The sequence below is a fragment of the Paenibacillus jilunlii genome (assembly GCF_900102965.1).
GTDB lineage: Bacteria > Bacillota > Bacilli > Paenibacillales > Paenibacillaceae > Paenibacillus_AQ > Paenibacillus_AQ jilunlii.
In genome coordinates this window covers 40881-61090 of record NZ_FNGM01000008.1, presented here as the reverse complement: position 1 = coordinate 61090, position 20210 = coordinate 40881, and the positions used below count along the sequence as shown (strand labels likewise).

The 20210-nt window shown below is 51.3% G+C and carries 21 protein-coding genes; 2 read left to right on the top strand and 19 right to left on the bottom strand.

All coding sequences use genetic code 11. The features are described from left to right. Positions 1–63 precede the first annotated feature (63 nt). The 5 genes from BLQ82_RS15160 to BLQ82_RS15140 all read right to left on the bottom strand — a co-directional run bounded on the left by BLQ82_RS15160 (position 64) and on the right by BLQ82_RS15140 (position 4867). On the bottom strand, positions 64–1164 hold the full coding sequence (locus BLQ82_RS15160) for an RluA family pseudouridine synthase (RefSeq protein WP_062524788.1): 1101 nt from the start codon (positions 1162–1164) through the stop codon (positions 64–66). A 1-nt stretch (position 1165) separates the two neighbouring features. Next, positions 1166–1729: a cob(I)yrinic acid a,c-diamide adenosyltransferase gene (locus BLQ82_RS15155; RefSeq protein ID WP_025707987.1), complete on the bottom strand. Its 564-nt coding sequence runs from the start codon at positions 1727–1729 to the stop codon at positions 1166–1168. 131 nt (positions 1730–1860) lie between these two features. Then, positions 1861–2625, bottom strand: a complete 765-nt coding sequence (locus tag BLQ82_RS15150; RefSeq protein WP_244280806.1) for a class I SAM-dependent methyltransferase — start codon at positions 2623–2625, stop codon at positions 1861–1863. A gap of 151 nt (positions 2626–2776) precedes the next feature. Beyond that, the gene (locus tag BLQ82_RS15145; protein WP_425287528.1) at positions 2777–3190 is read right to left on the bottom strand and encodes an alpha/beta fold hydrolase; all 414 of its coding nucleotides are present in this window, start codon (positions 3188–3190) and stop codon (positions 2777–2779) included. A 360-nt stretch (positions 3191–3550) separates the two neighbouring features. After that, positions 3551–4867, bottom strand: a complete 1317-nt coding sequence (locus BLQ82_RS15140) for an amidohydrolase family protein (protein WP_062524792.1) — start codon at positions 4865–4867, stop codon at positions 3551–3553. A 182-nt stretch (positions 4868–5049) separates the two neighbouring features. Between BLQ82_RS15140 and BLQ82_RS15135 the strand changes: the two genes are divergently transcribed. Continuing rightward, positions 5050–5478 (top strand): MarR family winged helix-turn-helix transcriptional regulator, encoded by a 429-nt coding sequence (locus BLQ82_RS15135; protein WP_062524794.1) that lies wholly within the window; start codon positions 5050–5052, stop codon positions 5476–5478. 55 nt (positions 5479–5533) lie between these two features. Here the strand turns inward: BLQ82_RS15135 and BLQ82_RS15130 are convergent, their stop codons facing one another. From BLQ82_RS15130 to BLQ82_RS15110, 5 genes are all read right to left on the bottom strand, one after another. Continuing rightward, a complete protein-coding gene (locus BLQ82_RS15130; RefSeq protein ID WP_082722723.1) occupies positions 5534–5791 on the bottom strand; it encodes an aspartyl-phosphate phosphatase Spo0E family protein in 258 nt (85 codons plus the stop codon). 230 nt (positions 5792–6021) lie between these two features. Next, the gene (locus tag BLQ82_RS15125; protein WP_062524796.1) at positions 6022–7242 is read right to left on the bottom strand and encodes an aminotransferase class I/II-fold pyridoxal phosphate-dependent enzyme; all 1221 of its coding nucleotides are present in this window, start codon (positions 7240–7242) and stop codon (positions 6022–6024) included. A gap of 13 nt (positions 7243–7255) precedes the next feature. Then, positions 7256–7756 carry an Lrp/AsnC family transcriptional regulator gene (locus BLQ82_RS15120; RefSeq protein WP_074648272.1) on the bottom strand — a complete coding sequence of 167 codons (501 nt, stop codon included), beginning with the start codon at positions 7754–7756 and terminating at the stop codon, positions 7256–7258. Between the two features lie 170 nt (positions 7757–7926). After that, a complete protein-coding gene (locus BLQ82_RS15115) occupies positions 7927–8313 on the bottom strand; it encodes a spore coat protein (protein ID WP_062524799.1) in 387 nt (128 codons plus the stop codon). 49 nt (positions 8314–8362) lie between these two features. Beyond that, positions 8363–8599, bottom strand: a complete 237-nt coding sequence (locus BLQ82_RS15110; protein WP_062524801.1) for a hypothetical protein — start codon at positions 8597–8599, stop codon at positions 8363–8365. Between the two features lie 172 nt (positions 8600–8771). Here BLQ82_RS15110 and BLQ82_RS15105 point away from each other — a divergent pair, with 172 nt between their 5' ends. Continuing rightward, positions 8772–10013, top strand: coding sequence for an NAD(P)/FAD-dependent oxidoreductase (locus BLQ82_RS15105; protein WP_062524804.1), 1242 nt, complete (start codon positions 8772–8774; stop codon positions 10011–10013). 170 nt (positions 10014–10183) lie between these two features. On the opposite strand, the gene BLQ82_RS15100 is transcribed toward BLQ82_RS15105, so the two are convergent. The 9 genes from BLQ82_RS15100 to BLQ82_RS15065 all read right to left on the bottom strand — a co-directional run bounded on the left by BLQ82_RS15100 (position 10184) and on the right by BLQ82_RS15065 (position 20069). Continuing rightward, complete coding sequence (locus BLQ82_RS15100) at positions 10184–11716, bottom strand: flavocytochrome c (protein WP_062524806.1); 1533 nt, start codon at positions 11714–11716, stop codon at positions 10184–10186. Between the two features lie 544 nt (positions 11717–12260). After that, positions 12261–12695 (bottom strand): hypothetical protein, encoded by a 435-nt coding sequence (locus tag BLQ82_RS15095; protein WP_062524808.1) that lies wholly within the window; start codon positions 12693–12695, stop codon positions 12261–12263. Positions 12696–12708: 13 nt separating this feature from the next. Further along, on the bottom strand, positions 12709–12891 hold the full coding sequence (locus tag BLQ82_RS31470; protein ID WP_143013448.1) for a hypothetical protein: 183 nt from the start codon (positions 12889–12891) through the stop codon (positions 12709–12711). Between the two features lie 44 nt (positions 12892–12935). Continuing rightward, positions 12936–13652: a response regulator gene (locus tag BLQ82_RS15090; protein ID WP_062524810.1), complete on the bottom strand. Its 717-nt coding sequence runs from the start codon at positions 13650–13652 to the stop codon at positions 12936–12938. Next, the gene (gene dcuS, locus BLQ82_RS15085) at positions 13642–15252 is read right to left on the bottom strand and encodes a DcuS/MalK family sensor histidine kinase (RefSeq protein ID WP_143013452.1); all 1611 of its coding nucleotides are present in this window, start codon (positions 15250–15252) and stop codon (positions 13642–13644) included. Before dcuS ends, BLQ82_RS15090 begins: the two co-directional genes overlap by 11 nt. A 29-nt stretch (positions 15253–15281) precedes the next feature. Then, on the bottom strand, positions 15282–16496 hold the full coding sequence (locus BLQ82_RS15080) for an MFS transporter (RefSeq protein ID WP_062524812.1): 1215 nt from the start codon (positions 16494–16496) through the stop codon (positions 15282–15284). Between the two features lie 78 nt (positions 16497–16574). Beyond that, the gene (locus BLQ82_RS15075; protein ID WP_062524814.1) at positions 16575–17120 is read right to left on the bottom strand and encodes a hypothetical protein; all 546 of its coding nucleotides are present in this window, start codon (positions 17118–17120) and stop codon (positions 16575–16577) included. A 131-nt stretch (positions 17121–17251) separates the two neighbouring features. Then, entirely contained in the window at positions 17252–17671 is a 420-nt protein-coding gene (locus tag BLQ82_RS15070; RefSeq protein WP_062524816.1) for a DUF350 domain-containing protein, read from the bottom strand. A 31-nt stretch (positions 17672–17702) separates the two neighbouring features. Next, positions 17703–20069, bottom strand: coding sequence for an endonuclease MutS2 (locus tag BLQ82_RS15065; protein WP_062524818.1), 2367 nt, complete (start codon positions 20067–20069; stop codon positions 17703–17705). Between the last annotated feature and the right edge of the window lie 141 nt (positions 20070–20210).

Here is a 20210-nt window from a genome sequence, read left to right as displayed (position 1 = left end):
TCAAAGGTACTTTTACCTCTCATTTCCTCCTTCAGCTCACTTGGGACAAAATCAAAGGTACTTTTACCTCTCATTTCGATCACTGCCGGGCGCAGGCACTGCTGCTATCTCCCGCTGCAGCTTCGCCTGGAGCAGCGCCAGATCAGGCGGCAGCGGAGCTTCAAACACCAGCTCCGTGCGCAGCACCGGATGCTGGAAGGACAGCCGCACCGCGTGCAGCGCCTGGCGCGGAATGGACGCGTCCAGCTCCGCTATCCGCTCCAGCTGCGCATGCTCCCCCGCGTCCAGCTCCGCTATCCGCTCCGGCTGCGCTCGCTCCCCCGCGTCCAGCTCCGCTATCCGCTCCAGCTGCGCACGCTCCCCGGCCGGCAGGCCCGCCTTGCTGTAGAGCGGGTGACGGTACATGCCGTCACCGATCAGCGGGCAGCCGATAGAGCCCATATGCACCCGGATCTGATGGGTGCGGCCGCTCTCAAGCTTCAGCTCGACCTTGGCTGCACCGGGGTACACCTCCTTGACCTCGTAACGGGTCAAGGAAGGATAGCCGTCCGGCGTCACGATCCGCCGGTGCGGCTCCGCCGGGTCGCGGTCGATCGGGCCGTCGATCTCGCCGCTCAACGCAGCAGGAACGCCGTGAACCCAAGCGTTGTAACGCTTGTCCACTGTCCCGGCAATCATCTGCTCAGAAATATGCTGGTGGCTGTAGGGATTCTTCGCTATAACCAGCACGCCGGATGTCTCTTGATCCAGCCGGTGGACGGGACGGAAGCGGAACTGTTCGCCCTTTTGCGCCCAATAATAGACGACGCCGTTTGCCAGCGTGTCCGTATAATGCCCGTGGGTCGGATGCACAATCATCCCGGCAGCCTTGTTGACAACCAGCAGATGCTCATCCTCATAGAGAATCTCAAAAGGAAGCGGCTGCGGCAAAATATCCTCCGAGGTCTCCTGCTCCATACGGATCTGTACAGTATCTCCTGCGTGGACCCGGACGCTAATGTAGACCCGTTCTCCATTCAGCATAATGCCCTGCTCCGTCATTTTGAGCCGGGACAGCAGCTTGCGGGACACATCCATCCGCTTCTGCAGAATGGTTTTCAGCAGCCAGCCGTCCTCAGACGGCGGCACTTGATAGGTAATTGGTGAATAATAGCCCGTTGTCATCTTAGTTGCGAAACACCTTTTTGCTGCGCACATATTCTACATCAGCAATCCCTAGCCGTGTATTGGCCGCGCGGGCCAGCGCAAAAAAGTAATCCGACAGCCGGTTCAGATAAATCACAGCCTCCTGGTTGATCTCTGCACTCCGTCCCAGCGTCACCGCACGCCGTTCCGCGCGCCTGCAGACGGTGCGGCAGACATGCAGCACAGAAGAGAGCTGGCTCCCCCCCGGCAGAATGAAACGCTCCAGCACCGGATTCTCCGCCTGCAGGGCATCGATCCAGCCTTCGAGGCGTTCCGCCATCCCGCTTTTCACCTTATATTTGTTCTCGCTAAGCTTCACAAAAGCCAGATCTGAGCCGCAATCGAACAGCTCATGCTGGATCTCCAGCAGCTGCTCCCGGACATCTGCGAACTTCGCGTCCTCCATCAGGCTGCGCGCCTGGCCGACAAAGCTGTTCAGCTCATCAATCGTGCCATAGGCCTCCACGCGCACATCATCCTTGCCCACTCTGCCGCCAATAACCGAGGTTTCCCCTTTGTCACCTGTACGTGTATAGATCGCCATTGTTTGTCCCCCTGTCTAATAAGTCACATGTAATTAGTTTATACGTTCCTATGCACATTAGGCAAACAAAGACCGGAATTTCTGATATGCAAAATCCTGAGCCGGAATGAGCAGCAGCTATTCTGCTGCATTTACGGTTTTCTAAACGTAATGCAGTACATCATACCTTTGCAGACTTCTCTGTACTCTATCTCCAGCATATTCTCCGGAACCAGGCCCAGAATACCCGGCAAATCCTTCCCCTTTTCAAAATAACCCTTGACCACCGGCACCTTCACATAAGTTCCTTTGACCAGCTTCTCCGTCTCATCGGCAATCATCAGCCTGGTGCCGCTTTTCGCCACCCGGATCATCTCCAGCACCGCACGGCCCGGATCACTGAAATAATTGATGCCCCCTACATGATACACACAGTCGAACATCTTGTCCTGAAAAGGCAGATGCTCTGCTTGCCCCTGAAACAACTCAGCCTTGAGCTTCCAGCGCCGCAGATTGCGGACCGCCTGCTTCAGCATCCCGCTGGAGATATCCAATCCATAGAACTCAGCCTTTGCATCAATATAGGGGAAATTATCTGCGCTGCCCACTGAGGTCTCCAGCACACGATCGCCGTCCCGCAGCTCAAGCACGGAGAGAAACTGTCGTCTATAGTTCCGTTCCCCGCCAAATTTAAGTGCGAAATAGGCTTTGTTGCTCAGCCGGTAAAAACGGGCGATTTTATTGTACATTTCCAGATACTTTTTGTTGCTGCCTTCCGTATCAGCCTCATTCAGAAAAGCAAAAAATCCGTGCTCCCACGGATAACATTGTCCATTTACCGGGTTCACGGCCCCAGCAGGCGTTAGCTCCAATCTGTCAAAAGTACCCGGGTCCCGCAGCATTTCAGCCTTTAACATGATTCTCATCCTCTTTCTTGTGCAGCACAGCCGGCGCCGCATGTACACTCGTATGAGATCATTATATGCCCTATCGCCGGCGCCTTTCATCGGGCTGACGTTTGTTCCCGCCCTCCGTCCATGGACGGAGAATAACAGCACCAGTCCGTAATCATCTCTCCACCCCCTGCCTAAGCAAAAAGCCCTTATTGCGGGTGGGAACCAGAATTTCGGGGAACATCATCAGCATCGTTTGCAGCATGGCCTTGAACGGCGCAGTGACCATACCTCCCTCCATGCAGACCACTCGTTCAACTCTTTCACTCTTCTGTGTTGCGTAGTTGAAAGCCATATAAGCCCCATTGGATACTCCCGCAATATTAAATGTTCTGAGATTCAGACTGTCAGCAATGCTGCTGATCCACTCTACCTGCCGGAACGTCTGCTTGCTGTAATTCCCGTTAGGCACGCTTTTTCCCGGACCCCCTATGGTATCCACTGCGATGCAATAGAAATGCCGGGTGAGCTCTTTCATATTGAGCAGCCACATCACTGCTGAATTATCCCCTACACCGTGAAAAAGCAGCAGCGGCGGATTGGGGGCATTGCCAGCAGTCGTAAGGAGTTTCTATGTCCAACTCCTGAATTTCAGTATTCCACTGCCCGAGCAGCATGTTGTAAGAATGCAGTACGGCTTCCTTGCCTGCTTCATTTTTAAAAATTCTGACCATGTCTGATCCCATCCTTCAATAAATTAGCAGAGCTGCCCCATACCCAATTAACGTAAAATTAGCCAAGGATGACAGCAAATTCGGGGCACTTAACTACTATTATAAGGAGTGATGATGTGTAAATATCATATATAAGAACAAACTTACTGTTAAAAGAAAACCCCTGCCGTAACCGGCAGGGGAGGCAAGTCCGCCATTAACTTGTTATACGATTTTTAATGAATCTGCTGCCCCTCTCCTTTTAACCACACCGCTTGGATGGATAGGCTGTCTGATATGTTAGTTGTCGGGTCACCATCAACCAATACCAGATCGGCACGCAAGCCTTCGGCAATGCGCCCCCGGTCCTGGAGGCCGAAGCGGCGGGCCGGCTTGGAGGTAGCTGACTGAAGAGCTTCTACAGGAGTGAACCCGGCCTTCACCAGCAATTGCAGTTCATGATGAACGCTGGCTCCATGGGCAAGGCCTCCGAGGTTGTGGAGCGGAACGGGTGAGACGTCAGTCCCGACGAGAATATCAACTCCGGCCTTGTGAATATCCATCACGCTTTTGAAGCTGTTGTCCAGGCTCCCTTGCGGATAAGTATTGAAGCTGGAGTTCAAGATATCGATCCATTCCCGGCTTAATTTCGAGTTCACCCGTGGATCGCCAGCCAGTTCGGACGCCGGATTTCCGATGATCGATGCGTTCAATACCAAACAAGGCGTAACAAACGCACCGGAATCTTTAATAGCTGCCACTACTTCGGACGTAGATTCAGGCCGGTCGATAAATAAGTGGGCGAGACCGTCAACACCCATTTGGATGGCAGATAGCGAAGAGTCAGCTGTCAATACGTGTGCCAGGACGATTTTATTCAGCTTATGCGCTTCTCTTACAGCCGCTTTCAGAATGTCTTCGCTTAAAACGGGAAGTCCCGGCACCCCCATGACCGTTCCTTCTTCAATCATGATTTTAATATAATCGGCGCCGTTCTCCACTTGAGTATGAACATGTTTGACCGCTTCTTCTATGGTCGTCACTTGAGGGGCCTCATCATGATCATGGGCAAAAGCTTCGAGCATCGCATTTCGTTCCTTCTCCGTTAACTTCTCTAATTCTTTAAGCACAAAATCAGGAATCTCACCATCATGATCCGGCAATAATTCGTCGGGATGACCGCCTGGAGCAGTAACAGCCATGCCGGCTGAACGGACGTCCGCAACGTCACCTAGATTCTGTAACTGAATTTCACGCCCTTTTTTCGTAAAACCGCCATTCATCTCAAGTTCAGTCGTTACGCCGAATTTCAAAGCATCCCGCAAGCCGCCGACGGAGGTATGAACGTGCGCATCAATAAGACCAGGCATTAACATCGCATTATCCGCATTAATAACGGCCGCATGTGCCGGAATCTCTCCCCCCACAGCGATGATCGTGCCTCCTTGAATCATAATATGTCTTGCTCCGATAACCTTCTCCCCATCAAAAATACGGGCATTCGTAATAGCCGTTACCCCTGTCATTGAATGACTTTGTCCGCCGCTGCTCATTTTATGACCTCCTCAGTTGGTTCAGTTCGTCTTAACGACGGACCGATTGATTGTATTTTAATTATTAGAGTTCTAATTGTCAATGCACGAATATTCTGTTGACAATTATTTTGAATCCTAATAAAGTTTCCTTATTGATAGTTAGAACTTTAATAGTCCAAGAGTAAGGAGGTAAAACGTTAATGAATACTCAGCAGGACATACCCTATCTGGAATTACTGCAGCTCATCGGGCTGAAGTTGAAAAGGCGGGCTGATGAGAGCATTAGAGAATTAGGATTAAATGCCCAGCAAGGAAAAATAATCGAATATATTCATAAGCATCAGGAGAAGGGAGTAATTCAGAGGGATCTCTCCGACCGGTTCCATGCCCGCGGGGCAAGCATTACAAGCATACTTCAAGGCCTTGAAAAAAAAGGATACATCGAACGCAAAATCCCCGCCCATAACGAGCGGCAAAAAAATATTTTTGTACTGCCCAAAGGCGTTGAATTAATTGAAGAGTTCAAAAGGTCTTTTCAACAAGTGGAGGCTGAAATCGTTCAATCGCTTTCCAGCGATGAGCAGAAGCTCCTCAAAGAACTGCTGGTGAAAATCAATCAAAATTTCTAATGGTACAGACACAAAAAAGGGACCCGAAGGTCCCTGATCAAGAGCATCCTCAGCCTTAGCGCCGGCGGGAATGCCCCTTCATGTATTCATTTATTTTCAGGTCCAGCAGGCTGCTGATTTCAATTATCTTAGCCGAAGTGAAGGAATTCTCCTGTACAAAAAGCTGTTCCATTCTGCTGCGGAGTGTGCGAATCTCATCTTCCAGAGAGAGTCTGCGTGCGTTAACATCACCTTTGGGGGGCCGTTTGCCGCTTCCGGTCAAACATTCGCCGCCAAAAGAAGGCAAGTAATAATCGGCGCTGAGCACAATCATCCCTCCTAAATGTATTATTCAGAAAAGAAAATCCTTGTAACAAGCAGAAACGGCTACACCGTCCTTAAAAGTACGGTACCCGTTTCAGCGAGAAATATAAGGATAATTTATAGCGTGAAGCATATAAATTCTTATATTTTACATATACAGGTGTTTCTTATTCCCAGAGTAAAATAATACCATAGAACAGGAAGATCCGCCATAGTCCGATTTACTTCATTCTGGCTGCATTACTCCGTTCGTTCACGTTCAAGCTGTGAGACGAATGCCCCTATCCGTTCAACGGCTTCATTCAGCTGGGAGACGGAAGTAGCGTAGGAGCAGCGCAGATACCCTTCTCCCCCTAATCCAAAAACACTGCCAGGAACTGCGGCTACCTTATGTTCAAGCAGCAGGCGCTGGGCAAACTCGTCAGAGGTCAGTCCGGTCCGGCGAATGCTCGGGAATGCGTAAAATGCGCCCTGCGGCTCATGGCATTCCAGCCCGGCATCGCGCAGGCCTTTGACAATCAGGCGGCGGCGCTGGTTATACGAATCAACCATCCGGTCCTTCTCCTCCATGCCGTTGGTCAGTGCCTCCAGCGCGGCCACCTGGCCCATGGAAGGCGCGCACATCACTGTGTACTGGTGGATCTTCAGCATCGCGGAGATCAAATCCGGGTGGCCGCAAGCATAACCCATCCGCCAGCCCGTCATGGCAAAAGCCTTGGAGAAACCGCTGACCAGAATGGTCCGGTCCTTCATGCCCGGCAGGGAAGCGAAACTGACATGAGCGCTGCCATACGTCAGCTCGGCATAAATTTCATCCGAAATCACGATGAGATCATGTTTCTCCACAACCTTGGCGATCGGCTCCCAATCCTCACGGCTCATAATCGCTCCTGTCGGATTGCTGGGATAACAGAGAATGAGGATTTTGGAACGCGGAGAAATCTTGGCTTCCAGCCCCTCGGCAGTAAGCTTGAAGTTGTTCTCCCCGAATGTCTCAATGCCTACGGGAATCCCTCCGCCTATTGCTGTAATCGGCGAGTAGGAAATATAGCAGGGCTCCGGAATAAGAATCTCATCTCCGGGCGAGATCATGGCGCGCAGCGCCAGATCAATCGCTTCACTGCCGCCTACTGTGGCAATGATCTGATTGGCCGGATTATATTCTACGGCGAAACGGGTGTGCAGGTATTCGGCGATGCCTTCCCGCAGCTCGGGCATGCCCGCATTTGAGGTATAGCCGGTGAATCCTCTCTCCAGCGAATATACGCAGGCTTCCCTGACATGCCAAGGCGTCTTGAAGTCCGGCTCCCCCACCCCAAGGGAGATAATATCCTTGCTGCCTGCCGCCAGATCAAAAAACTTGCGGATGCCCGAAGGCTGAATCTGCTGGACCAGCGGGGCCAAATAAGAATGCATGGATTTGCCTGTATCTCCGGTTTGCTGACTGTTATTCGTGATCATATGATTACTTCCTTTACGGAGATATCATGAGACGGTTGTCTTCCTCATGTTCTTCAAAGATGATACCATCCTGTTTGTATTTTTTAAGCGTAAAATTGGTTTTGGTAGAGAGCACTGCATCAATCGGCGACAGCTTTTCGGAGACAAAATTGGCTACCTCCCGCAAATTGCGGCCTTCGACTTCAACCAAAAGGTCATAGGCGCCTGACATCAGATAGACCGATTTCACCTGCGGATATAAATAGATCCGTTCGGCAATCCCTTCAAAGCCGCGGCCCCGCTCCGGTGTAATCTGTACCTCGATCAGTGCGGTTACCCGTTCATCGCTGACCTTATCCCAATTCACGACTGTCGCATATTTTACGATGACATGGTCTCGTTCCATTTCCTCAATCGCTTGTTTGACATCCTCTTCATCCGCTCCAAGCAATGTCGCCATCAGCGCCGTAGAGCTGCGTGCGTCCTCCTTGAGCAGTTCCAGCACTTTCCTCTTCAATTCATTCATTTCCTTCATGCCTTCCCTCCTGCGAAAAGAGTTTAATACTAATATGACATGAAAATGGCATCTCTGCAAACAAAATAACCCCGCAGGAGCGGGGTTAACAGATTGCATTGTTCGTAACAGCAGCTTCCGCCAGGGATCGGAGAGATTAGCTCTGCTGCGTCGGGCGGAAGCCAGCCGGGTTACATATAATATGAACTGTGGACGTTGGGCTGATGCTGCTGCACATTCGGAGCCTGTCGGTAATTACCGGTTCCATTCATTTTTTGCTGCACAAATTGCTGGCTTTTCTGCTGGGTTTGCTGTGCACTTTGGATCTGCTTGTCCAAGACTTGGCGAAGGGCTTTGTCTGGTGCTTGGTACATTCCCATCTGCGACATCTGGTAGTACAGATCCCCTTGAATCCGCAGTGTATCCATGGTCAGGTCATTGAAGACCCGGCGCACAGTTTGACTGTTCGATTCTGTCGCCGCTGTCGTATATTCACGTACTGTCCGTTTCAGGTCATCCAAAATCATAGTCAACAGATCTTCATCCGCCATAAATTGCGTTCCGTTTTGTGCGTACACTTAATAACCTCCTTGAATATTTTTTAGATTCAGCATACTGGAAAATCACTTATTGCTGGGGTTGTGTGGGCGCGTACTGCTGGTGCTGCTGCAGAAGCTGAACGAGCATTCCCAGATGGTGGGTATGGCTCTGGATCTGCTGATTGCAAATCTGGTTAACTGTCGAGTTCTGGGTGCTGCCTGCGGTAGCCGCCAACTGCTTGATCAGCAGATCCTCATTGGAGATGGAGTCGGCAATATATTCCAGTTCTTTCCCGGTGAGTGCTTGCATTTGCGTAGATTGCATGTTCACTGATCCCTCCTTCGAAATGGTTCAAACAGCTTTAGTATGCGGCGTATGCAGGGTAAATATGCTTAAATGCTTAACTCCCTACTTATAAAAAAGGCGGCGATGTATGAGAGTCAGTACAGCGACCAATACTACCTTATCCGAATCTCATTTAGGGGGAGATCAACAGATGAAATTAATCAGCGGGCAGGCACCTTGGGAGAGAACCCTCCCCCATTTTCCCGTATATCCTGTGCTGGATGGGGATATCACTTGCGATTGCCTGATTGTTGGCGGAGGCATGGGAGGGGCGATGGCTTCTTACCGCTTATCCTCAAGCGGCGTCAATACCGTTGTGATTGATAAACATGCTGTGGGGAACGGGAGCACGTATGCCAACACCGGATTACTGCAAGTTGCTAACGATAAATCCCTTACCTCCTGCATGAATACTTTTGGAGCAGACAACGGCCTGTTATTCTATAAGCTATGCCGCAAGGCGCTAGAGGATATCCTGAAATTGCCGGGCAAACTGGATATTGATCCGCACATTATACCCAGAAGCAGTCTGCTCTATGCAAGTTTTCCCGAGGATGTTGCCGCACTGAAGACGGAGCATGAGCATCTGGCCGCGCATGGTTTTGACACAGAATTCTGGGAGGAAAATAAAATCAGGGCCCATTACTCCTTCGCCAAACCAGCAGCCATCTACTCCAGAGGGGATGCTGAAACGAACCCGTTCCGGATGCTGCACAGTCTCATTCATAAGGCATCTGCAAGTGGTGTCCGCGTCTATGAACATACGAAGGCCCGTCATTTTGATTTTGGAACGGAAGGAGTAACCTGTTATACAGAGAGCGGCCGCATCTTTGCCAACCATGTTATTTTTGCCTTAGGTTATGAAACACAGGAGATGAAAAAGGACCGGGGAGCCAAGCTGATTTATACCTACGCAATTATGACCCGGCCTTTGAAGAACCTCCCCCACTGGCATGAACAAAGCCTGATCTGGGAAACGGCCCGGCCTTATTTGTATTTCCGCACAACGAATGACGGGCGTATCATTGCCGGGGGCAAGGATGAGCAGCTAACTGATCCTCAGCAACGCGAGGCCAGAGTCCGGTCCCAGAGCCAGCGGCTGCTTGAAGAGCTGGAAGCCCTCTTCCCCGAGATTAAAGGGGTATCTGCAGAGTTCTCCTGGGGCGGTGTATTTGGGATCTCCCATGACGGCTTGCCTTTTATAGGCCCACACCCGGATTATCCTCATTGTTACTTCATAGAAGGCTATGGCGGCAACGGAACCGTCTACAGCATGATTGCAGCAGAACTCCTGGCCGATACGCTGGCGGGCATTTCCCGGCCGGAGCTTGAACTCTTTTCACTGACCCGAACGTCCAGACCTTCCCCTTCTTCTCCGGCTGTTCGGACATAATACGTTTCTATGAAGATGTCCCATGTCACGCAGAAACGGCGGCGCCTTCTTCTTAAAGAGGTACCGTTTCAGCGAGATAGACCCTTATATTTTCAAAAAAGAAGGGTTGTCTCACCCGTAGAAAAAATCTACTGAGAGACAACCCTTCTATATTATTGGTATGGGATCATTTATTGTGCTTTTACAAATTCAGCCGATTTAATCCCTGCTTGACGCCCAAAGATAATAATTTCCGCGACCGAGTTGCCGCCGATCCGGTTTTGGCCGTGCAGCCCGCCTACTACTTCACCAGCCGCGAACAGACCTGTAATCGGTTGACCTTCTTTATTTAATACTTCTGTGTTGGTGTTGATTTTCACACCGCCCATGGTGTAGTGAATCCCTGGACCGATTTTGATCGCGTAGAATGGCGCGCCGGACAAGTCGTTATCCATCCCTGTAGTTCTGCCGAATTCGGCATCCTTCTTATTCTTTACTGCACTGTTCCAGGTATCCATTGTCTTTTGCAGCTGGTCTGCCGGAACATTCATTTCTTTGGCCAGGCCTTCGATCGAGTCCGAGGTCAGAACAAATCCCATTTTCTCATACTGTTCAATCGCTTTGACACGGGATTTGACGCCGGAATCGAACACAAGGATCGCTGCTTTTTCAGGAAGCTTATTAATGGCTGCGGTGACGTGGTCACGGGTATCCATTTCATTGGTGAACCGTTTGCCTTCACTGGATACGAGGATGGCGCCTTCACCGCGAACGGCTTCCCCGATCAGATAGGATTTCTCCTGCTGCACGGTCGGGTGAACCTGGATTTGATCCATATCGACTGTGGTGCCGCCGAGCTTCTCAATCATTTTGATACCGTCACCGGTGCTGCCAATCTGGTTCGTGGTTACCAGCCCTTCCAGATCGGGTCTAACCTCGGCAATCATTTCTTTATTCGCTCCGAAACCTCCGGTGGTGACAATGACAGCAGAACCTGTTATTGTTTTTTCGTCTGCCTGGTTGAACAAGACTTTGACGCCGGTTACCTTACCGTCTTTTTCGGTAATTTCCTTGACATCCGCGTTCACAAATAGTGGAATGCCTTGCTCTTGTACGTTTTTCACTAATCCCTTAACAAGATACTGCCCTACCGCAGAGCCGTCTTCAGGACGGTGTGTGCGTTTTTCCTTCATCCCGCCGGTAATGGTGATATTGTTCAAGCGGATTCCGATGGAATCCAGCCAGTCGATGGCACTCGCAGAATTGTCCACGAAGAAACGGAGCAGCTCTTTATCGTTGGTATCGTGGCCGCCTTTTAGCGTCTCTTCATAAAATAAATCATTGCTGTCTTCAATGCCTTGCTCTTTCTGGAACTTCGTCTGCGAAGCGTTCATCCCCGAAGAGGATTTGGTAGTATTCCCGCCCGCTACCGGCATTTTCTCCAGAATAACCGGATTCAATCCTTTGGCTTTGGCCTCAAGCGCTGCCGACATTCCGGCACCACCCGCACCGACGATGATGATATCATATTTATCTTTTAATTGATCATACGGTGTATAGCTTGCTTCCGATGCCCCCGATACTGCTTCAGTGGTCTCTTTTTTGGCCTCATTGTCCTTACTCTTGTTCCCGGTGTTATTGCTGTTGCCACTGTTGCCGCATCCTGCGATAACGAGCATGACCGATAGAATGAGAATAAGAGCAGCCGCTGCTTTCTTTTTCATGGTGTTATTGCCCCCTTGTGCATATTTTCACAATAATCATAGCGGCAAAGGCGCGGTTCTTGGAAGCTTACGTAATTAAAAAAATAGTTTAGTAATTAAAGTAAGCGGGGTTGGGGGAGGACATCATTCCTTTCAATAAGCCACCTCTTCCTGATTGTTAACGAATTTCGTGCTTAACTAGAGGATGGGGGGGAGCTTTTATGGCCTTTCCATTGTTAGATATTCCATTAAATTCTGACAATATAGTTGGTGGGATCCTGCGAATTTGTTGCGATGTTCCCAACTCTGTATCCATCCTATTCGTAAAGTTGTGATAGACGTGAAAAAACTGTAAGAAAACGAAGGTAATAAAAAACAGATCAATCATGGCGGTATCTGACCATAATCGACCTGTTTAGTATAATGGAGAGAGTTATTTAGGGTATATAATTCAAAAATAAACGCATACAAATAAAATGACGAAATCTTCATAAGGTATTGCATGGTTTAAGCGTGTTGTTGGTTAACGATGGAGAATCAGTACTTATTGCCCCCATTCGGTTTGTCACAAAAGTTCTGCTTTTAAATTCCCTTTTAATCTCAGACCTCCTCCGATTTCCACTCTAACTTTTTCTTCAAATTCCACTAAGATGTTTCTCCCCAAACCTTCAATATCACAAATAAGCGTGTAATCATCTTCCTTTTCTAAAACTGTAGCCACAGCAATAATATAAGAGGATTCACTTATGGGCTGCAGCAACTCTTCAGAAAGTTTTAATTGTCTAGGAATAACTGAATAATCATTTACCAAATCAATCCCAAACTTCAAAGTAATAGTCTGCCCTTCATGAAGAAACTTAGAATGATCCCCCTCCTCCAAATATTCCTCGTGTTGGATCAAATGACACCATAGTTCTTTTTGTCTATTAGTGACGCTTTTATAAATAAGTCTTTCATAACCATCTATGATTATTTTTTCAATCGTACCTTCAAGTTTCATAATTTAATGCCCCCTATTCTAATTTTCCAAAAGATTTTGGATCACTCGGCATCATTGACTGAATTTTCCCATCTTTAACTATAGCCACTACACCTTTTTTAGGAACGCCTTCGCCGTCATTTTGTAAAGACAGCATAAGCCTCCGAAGGAGAACTGTACCGCCTCCAGTTGGCATTTCAGCCAACCAAATTTTCACAAAAAAAGGACCGCCAAAGGTCCTCTCTTTCGCGGCCAGCCCGCTTAAATATATGTAGCTATAATTTCATGTCCTGAAGCGGTCACGGTATACATATATACCGGCCTGCCTACCGCACCGTAGCTGACTTCCATCTCCAGCACACCGGCCTCTGTGAGAAAAGCCAGGTATTTGCGTACGGAAATCCGCGATATCGGAGCCTCTGCCGTGATCTCCTCGGTGGAAAATACGGGATTCTCCAGCTTCTGAATGGTGCTCCAGATGCTCTCCAGTGTTCCTTCGGTAAGGCCCTTGGGCAGTGTGCCGCTCTTTTCCTCCTCCATTCCTATGGAATGGCGCAGCAGCTTGTCCAGCTGCTCCTGGCTGAGATGCTCCCTGTGCTTCATCAGCATGTAATCCTCCCGGTAGGCGGACAATGCCGCCTGAAAGCGGGCGAACTCGAACGGTTTGATTAAATAATCGACGGCCCCCAGCTGCAGGGCCTTGCGGATACTGGCATTGTCGCTGGCTGCAGAAATGACGATAATGTCGACCACGCTGCCCTGCTCACGCAAAGAGGACAGCAGCTGCAGCCCGCTGGTTCGCGGCATATAGATATCCAGCAGAATGAGATCAACCTTCAGCTCGGCAAGCAGCTTCCTGGCTTCGTCAACGGAAGCGGCCCAGCCGGCGAACTCGAAGCCCTGAACCTGCTCCACATAGTGCCGATTGAACTTCGCCACCATCGGATCATCTTCAACGATCAGCACCTTAATGGTCATTGGTCTCATCACCCTTTACTGCATATGGCACATCGGCCATAAATGTCGTTCCCGGCTCCGGGCCGGGTATTATCTGAAGCTGGCCCTGGAGCTTCTCCACACTTTTACGAACCAGGTACAGTCCCATTCCCCGCCGCTCTCCCTTGGTGGAAAATCCCTGGACAAATATCTGTTCCCGCAAAGGCTCGGGGATTCCCGGACCATTGTCCCGCACTGTGCAGATCAGACGTCCCCGTTCATATTGAAAAGAAAGCCCGATTTCCTTCATGCGCTGCCCTTCCAGCACCTCCATAGCGTTGTCGAGCAGATTGCCGACGATGGTAATCAGCTGATGAATCACCTGCGGATCGGCGGATTCCGGGAGATAGCTGTCTTCTGCAAGCTGCAGGTCAGTTCCAGCTTCACGGGCCCTGCTAAGTTTCCCCAGCAGAAAGCCGGCCATAACCGGGTCCTTGATCTGCCTGGTGATCGAACCGATCTCATTCTGATAGTTGCTCACGGTTCCCGAGATATATTGCTGCAGCTCATCGTAGAGGCCCATATGCGTCATGCCCATAATCACATGCAGCTTATTCATATATTCATGGGCGCCTGCCCGCAGGGCGTCCGCATAGACGGATATGCCGGACAGCCGTTCCGCCAGTACAGCAAGCTCTGTCTTATCCCGAAATGTAGCAATGGCTCCCGCAATCATGCCATTCACCTGGATGGGCACACTGCTCACCAGCAAAGTGATCCCGTTCAGCTCCAGCTCCTGGTCCTGCCTGGACTCGCCGCTGGACAGCACCTGCTCCAGGCGCAGCTCCGGCCAATAATCGGCGATATGCCGGGTCATCCCATTGCCTGTAATCCCGGCGGTGCCCAGCAGCCTCTCCGCTTCCCGGTTGATCATGCTGATCCGGGCTGCGTGATCGACCGCAATAATCCCCTCGCGTGTAGACTGCAGCATGGCACTGCGTTCCTGCAGCAGCTTGGAGATGTCGGACGGCTCCATGCCGAACATCATCTGCTTGATTTTCCGGGCCAGAACCATCGCTCCTGCCGCTCCAAGCACAGCACCGGACAGCAGAATTGCGATAATCGTCCATTCATTCTGCCGGATGAGCCGGTGAACCCGTTCCATAGAGAGGCCTACAACCACTACGCCTACCTGGGCACCCCTGTTATTATACACAGGCACAAAGGCCCGCAGTGACTTACCGAGCAGCCCCTCACCCTCTGAAATGCTTTCTTCGCCGTGCAGCGCAGCCTTTTGCCCTCCCCCGACAAAAGACTTGCCGATCCGCGATGGATCGGGATGTGAATAGCGGATGCTGTGCATGTCGATTACGACTACAAACATAATATCATTGCGGCGGGTGATTTTGGAGGTATAAGCCTGGATCTCTTTGCTGCGTCCTTCATTTAGTCCTTCTGACACCAGGGGAATCAGGGCAATGGTCCGGGCGATGGCGGTTGCCTTGTCCTCCAGGGCATGTCTGGTCTGGGGAATAATCTGATTTCTGAATACAATGTAGAGCACCACCATGACCAGCATCACCACGGCGGAGACCATGAGGGTAACCTTTGTCCTCAGGCCGTAATCCTTTGTTTTGACCAATACGCTTTTCCCCCTGTTCATTCCTTAAATCATTGTGATAGGGAGGCATCGGCCTTTCGCTTCAAAAGATGGTGCAGTGTAACCCAGCTTCCCAGCGGAGCCGCTCCCAGGAGCAGCATTAACCAGGTAATTACACGCGGCGAATCGTTTACCGAAAGTACGGCAATGAACACGAAGACGCCCAGCATGCGCCCGCTCATCAAGCACAGCTCCCGTAGAACCACCAGTTCCACCCGTTTGCCCGCGCTTTCCTTCGACTCCCCCATGAGGTCAAAGACGCTTGAGGTCATCGGCAGCATATATAATGGAAGAAAAAGAGAGGTGCCTATGCCCATAATCAGCAAGGTGCCGTAGCTGACGCTCCAGAGAAGCGGTGTGATGACCGCAACCAGCAGAATGCCGCCAACCAGCATTCCGCCCGAGCGGAGTTTCGGCGTGAACCATTTGCCCGCAGCCCAGTAGCTGATCAGCGCAACCGCTGAAGTAATCAGTGCAAATTGTCCCAGCTTGCTTTCTTGCTTAGCGGCTATGTACACAAGAAGACCGATCAGAAAGGAAAACACACCCTCCCTCAGCCCCTGAAACACCAAGGCTGCCGCTGCCGGCCTCCAGGCACTCCCTTTGCGGTGCAGCTCCCTCCAAGGTTCCATCCATAAGTACGCCCCTTCACTCTTGCGCTTCTTAAGAAAAAAGCTTAAGACCACAGCAATTCCATAAATCGAGAGCGACAAAAGGAAGACCAGACGATACCCGCGCTCTCCATGCAGTGCAGAAATGATCCAGCCCGACACCCACGGGCCCAGTATGCCGGTAAATGAACCCAGCAGCCCCATCCAGCCATTGAAAAAGTCCCGGTTCCCGGCATCCGTAATCTCAAAATAAACAATATTGTACGCTAGCCAGAACAAACCGATAGCTATGCCCAAAACCAATCCAAGCGGCCAAATGTAATGGACCGCCCGATTACCAAGCCACAGTACAAGCAAATAAAAAAGGCCCGATACGGCCAGGCCCAGCCGCAGGGCGTTCATCTTGTTATGTTCCTTGACCCATTTTCCGGCCAGCCAGAAGCTGAGCCCCACGGCAATTTGCTGAGCCACCGTAAACCACCCGATCATGGCAAAATTCTGCTGGTTTTTCCACAAATAAACGTTCAAAAAGGTTCCTGCCAGCACGCTTGCGAGTGAACATAACCCGTTGACTGCAAGCAGCAGTACCTCCTGTTTATGCGCTGAATCCTTCATGCTGCTCCCCCTTGACAACTGGACGTGTTTTGCTTAACATGCCCAGCTCAAGGGAAAAGCATAACCGGTATAATTGAACTACTTGGCTTTTGTGCTCAGATTGCGCACCAGCTGAACGCGGTCTTCCTGCGCCAGGCTGTGCTGTACGTGGAAGCATGAAGGGCAGACGAAGAGATTAAGCGCGAAGGGCGGTTTCAGCACCGGCCCGCCCAGCTCTTCCGGGGACGACGGCTCAAATCCATCCACCTTCTGTGTACCGGACAGCAGCATCAGCTCATGGCACTGCGGACATTCAGGCGCTTCCAGCTGAGCAGCCAGAATAGCCGCCACTTTGGACTCGTACTGCTTCAAATCATAATCTTCACCGAATTGAACCAGCGTATTGAAGATCGGCACTACACTATCCTTATCCTCATCATCCCATAGATCGTCGTCACTAACCGAGTCTTGGTCCGGCTCCCCGGCCTCTTCCGGTTCATCTTCATCTTCCAGATCATCGATCCCCAGGGTCACCGTACGGTATCCGCTAAGCTCATTGTTGCAATGGGGACAGGTATCCTCCGGCCCGAACTCCTCGTCCCATACAATCTCTGTATGACACCAAGGACAAACTGTTGTTTCCATCTGAACTATCTCCTTCTTACCTCACAATTTGAATTCAGTTGATCATTAGATAAATTATACCGGCCGCTATAAAAGTCAGGGCAGAAAAGAACAAAACCCGAACTAAGATCTTCATGTATTCTACCCCCGCTTCAGAAAATAGCAGCACCAATGACATAGGAAAGGGACACGGAAATCATCATGGCGGTCAAGCCCACAGCCCGGTTATCTTTGGCGATCTCATCGTCAATGGAAAAAACCGGAGTCAGAAACTCGAAAAGGAAATACGCCAGAATCAGCAGCAGAAACCCCACAACCGACCATTTCATCGTTTCGTAGATCGAGACGCCTGCTGAAATGCTGAAGCGCAGTATATTGCAGATGCCGAAGATTTTGCCTCCGGTTGCCATAGCCACCGCCACGTTCCCCTTGCGGATTTCGTCCCAGCAGTTATATTTGGTCACCATTTCAAAGAAAGACAGGAATACCACCAGGCCAAGTATGGCCACAGTGAAGTAGCCGAGCAGCGCTCCCAGCGGATGATCCAGCAAAAGATCAATATTTTCTTGCATCCTTCTCCCTCTTTCTGCTGGACTCCAGCCGCTATTGCAGTTCAGCCACGGTGACTCCCGCGCCGCCTTCATTATAATTCCCGAGCCGGTAGCTCTTTACATGCTTATGCTTGCGCAGATATTCCTGAATCCCGGTGCGCAGCACTCCGGTTCCCTTGCCGTGAATGATGGAGATCTGGCCCAAATTGCCCAGAAAAGCCTCGTCAATGAAGCGGTCTGTTTCCATTATGGCTTCCTCCAGATTCGTTCCGCGCAGGTCCAGCTCACTGCGGATATTCTCATCACGGGTGCGTTTTACCGTAGTTGCCCGGCGGAGTGCAGGCGGCGGTGAATCCGGTGCGGAGGCCAGAAATTCCAAATCCTCCAGATTGACCTTCATCTTCATAATGCCAAACTGCACAATGGCTTCCTTGGGACCGCTAAGCTCCACAACATAGCCTTTCTGGTTCACATTCTGCACCTTCACCTCATCGCCGGGCTGAATCTTCCGCGGCGCCTTGACGCTGCTGCGGGCTGCTGTCTTCTTACGGGGTGCGGGCTCCGCTTCATCCAGACGGCGGCGGGCTTCTATCAGCTTATGCTCTTTGACGGAAGCCCCTTCCTCCAGAGCAAGGCGGCGCAGGTCGCTGATAATCTGCTCCGCTTCTTTGCGGGCCTTGTCGAGGATTGCGCTGGCATCCTTCTCGGCCTTCTCCAGCCGCTTGTCACGCTGGCTCTCCAGCTTCTCCAGCTCCAGCTGCTGCCGTTTGCGGAATTCCTCCGCTTCACGGCGGACCGCTTCGGCGCGTTCACGCTCGCTCTCTGCACCCAGACGGTTCTCTTCCAGCGAGGCAATCATGTGCTCGACGCGCAGGTCCTCTTCCTTGACCTCACCGCGCGCGTGTTCCAGTATCGCATCCGGCAGGCCCAGACGTTCGGCAATAGCAAATGCATTGCTTCGTCCCGGCACACCGATCAGCAGCCGGTAGGTGGGGCTTAGAGTCTGAACATCAAACTCCATGCTGGCATTGATGACGCCTTTGCGTTCATAAGCATAGGCCTTCAGCTCACTGTAATGGGTGGTGGCCACCATCCGGCATTCCGTCCGGTGAATATTCTCCAGAATCGCAATCGCCAGCGCCGAGCCTTCAGCAGGATCGGTACCTGCACCCACCTCATCCAGGAGAATCAGACTCTTCGGAGTCATTCTGCGCAGAATGGAGATAATATTAGTCATATGGCTTGAAAAGGTACTGAGGCTCTGCTCAATGCTCTGCTCGTCGCCAATATCGGCATAAATGGCATCAAATACACACATTTGGCTGCCTTCCTCCGCCGGGATGAACAATCCCGACATCGACATCAGGCTGAGCAGGCCAATGGTCTTCAGCGTCACCGTCTTCCCGCCCGTATTGGGTCCGGTCACGATGATGGAGCTGTACTGGTTGCCAAGCTCCACATCCAGCGGCACGACCTGCTCCGCCGGAATCAGCGGATGCCGTCCCTTGCGCAGCTTGAGGTATCCCCGGTCATTCATCCGCGGCTGGGTCGCCTTCATGTCACGGGCCAGACGGGCTTTGGCGAAGATGAAGTCCAGCTCGCCCAGGATATCCACATCATAGGCCATTTCCTCGGCAATATCGCCAACCAGCGCGGTCAAGCGGTGCAGAATGATCTCAATCTCCCGCTCCTCGCGCAGCCGGGTCTCGCGGAGCTTGTTGTTCATGGCCACAATCGATTCCGGCTCAATAAAGAGCGTGGCACCGGAACCCGACTGGTCATGGACAATCCCGCCGAAATGGGCGCGGTATTCCGCTTTGACCGGAATGACGAAGCGGTCACCGCGGATGGTCACAAGCTGGTCCTGCAGCATTTTGGCTACAGAGGAAGAACGGATCATGGAATCCAGCTTCTCCCGGATACGCGTTTCGCCTCCACGCAGCTCACGGCGGATTGCCGCCAGCTCAGGGCTTGCCGTGTCCAGCACATCAGCGTTCTCGTCAATGCAGGCGCGGATTGCATCCTCCACATGCTTCTGCTCCGACAAGAGATCGCTCTGCGCGAACAGAAGCGGGATATTCTCATCTTCGTGCATCGCCGCCAGGAACCGTTTGACTCTGCGCGCGCCGCCGATCGTGTTCCCTACAGACAGCAGCTCGCTGGTCCCCAGCAATCCTCCGATGGAAGCACGCTTCAGGGCCATCTTGATGTCCGTTACGCCGCCAAAGGAAGGGATGCCTTTCAGCCGGTCGACGTTCGCCGCCTCATCCGTAGCCTGAAGCAGCTTTTTCACGCCTTCAAAATCACCGGATGGCTTCAGACTTTCCGCCTGCTGCCGCCCCATCGGGGTCTGCGTATATTGCGTCAATTTATTTAAAATCTTGCGATATTCAAGCGTATGCAAAATCTTGTCGTCCAATTACAGTCACAGCTCCCTTCATAGATGGTTACATTATACCTAATTCAGCCGGGTTTCGCTATTTGGGTATGTTTTCAGGGAATAGAAATTTTGCCGCAGGCCACAATAACAACTGCACATATCCTTATGCGAAGGCCAAAG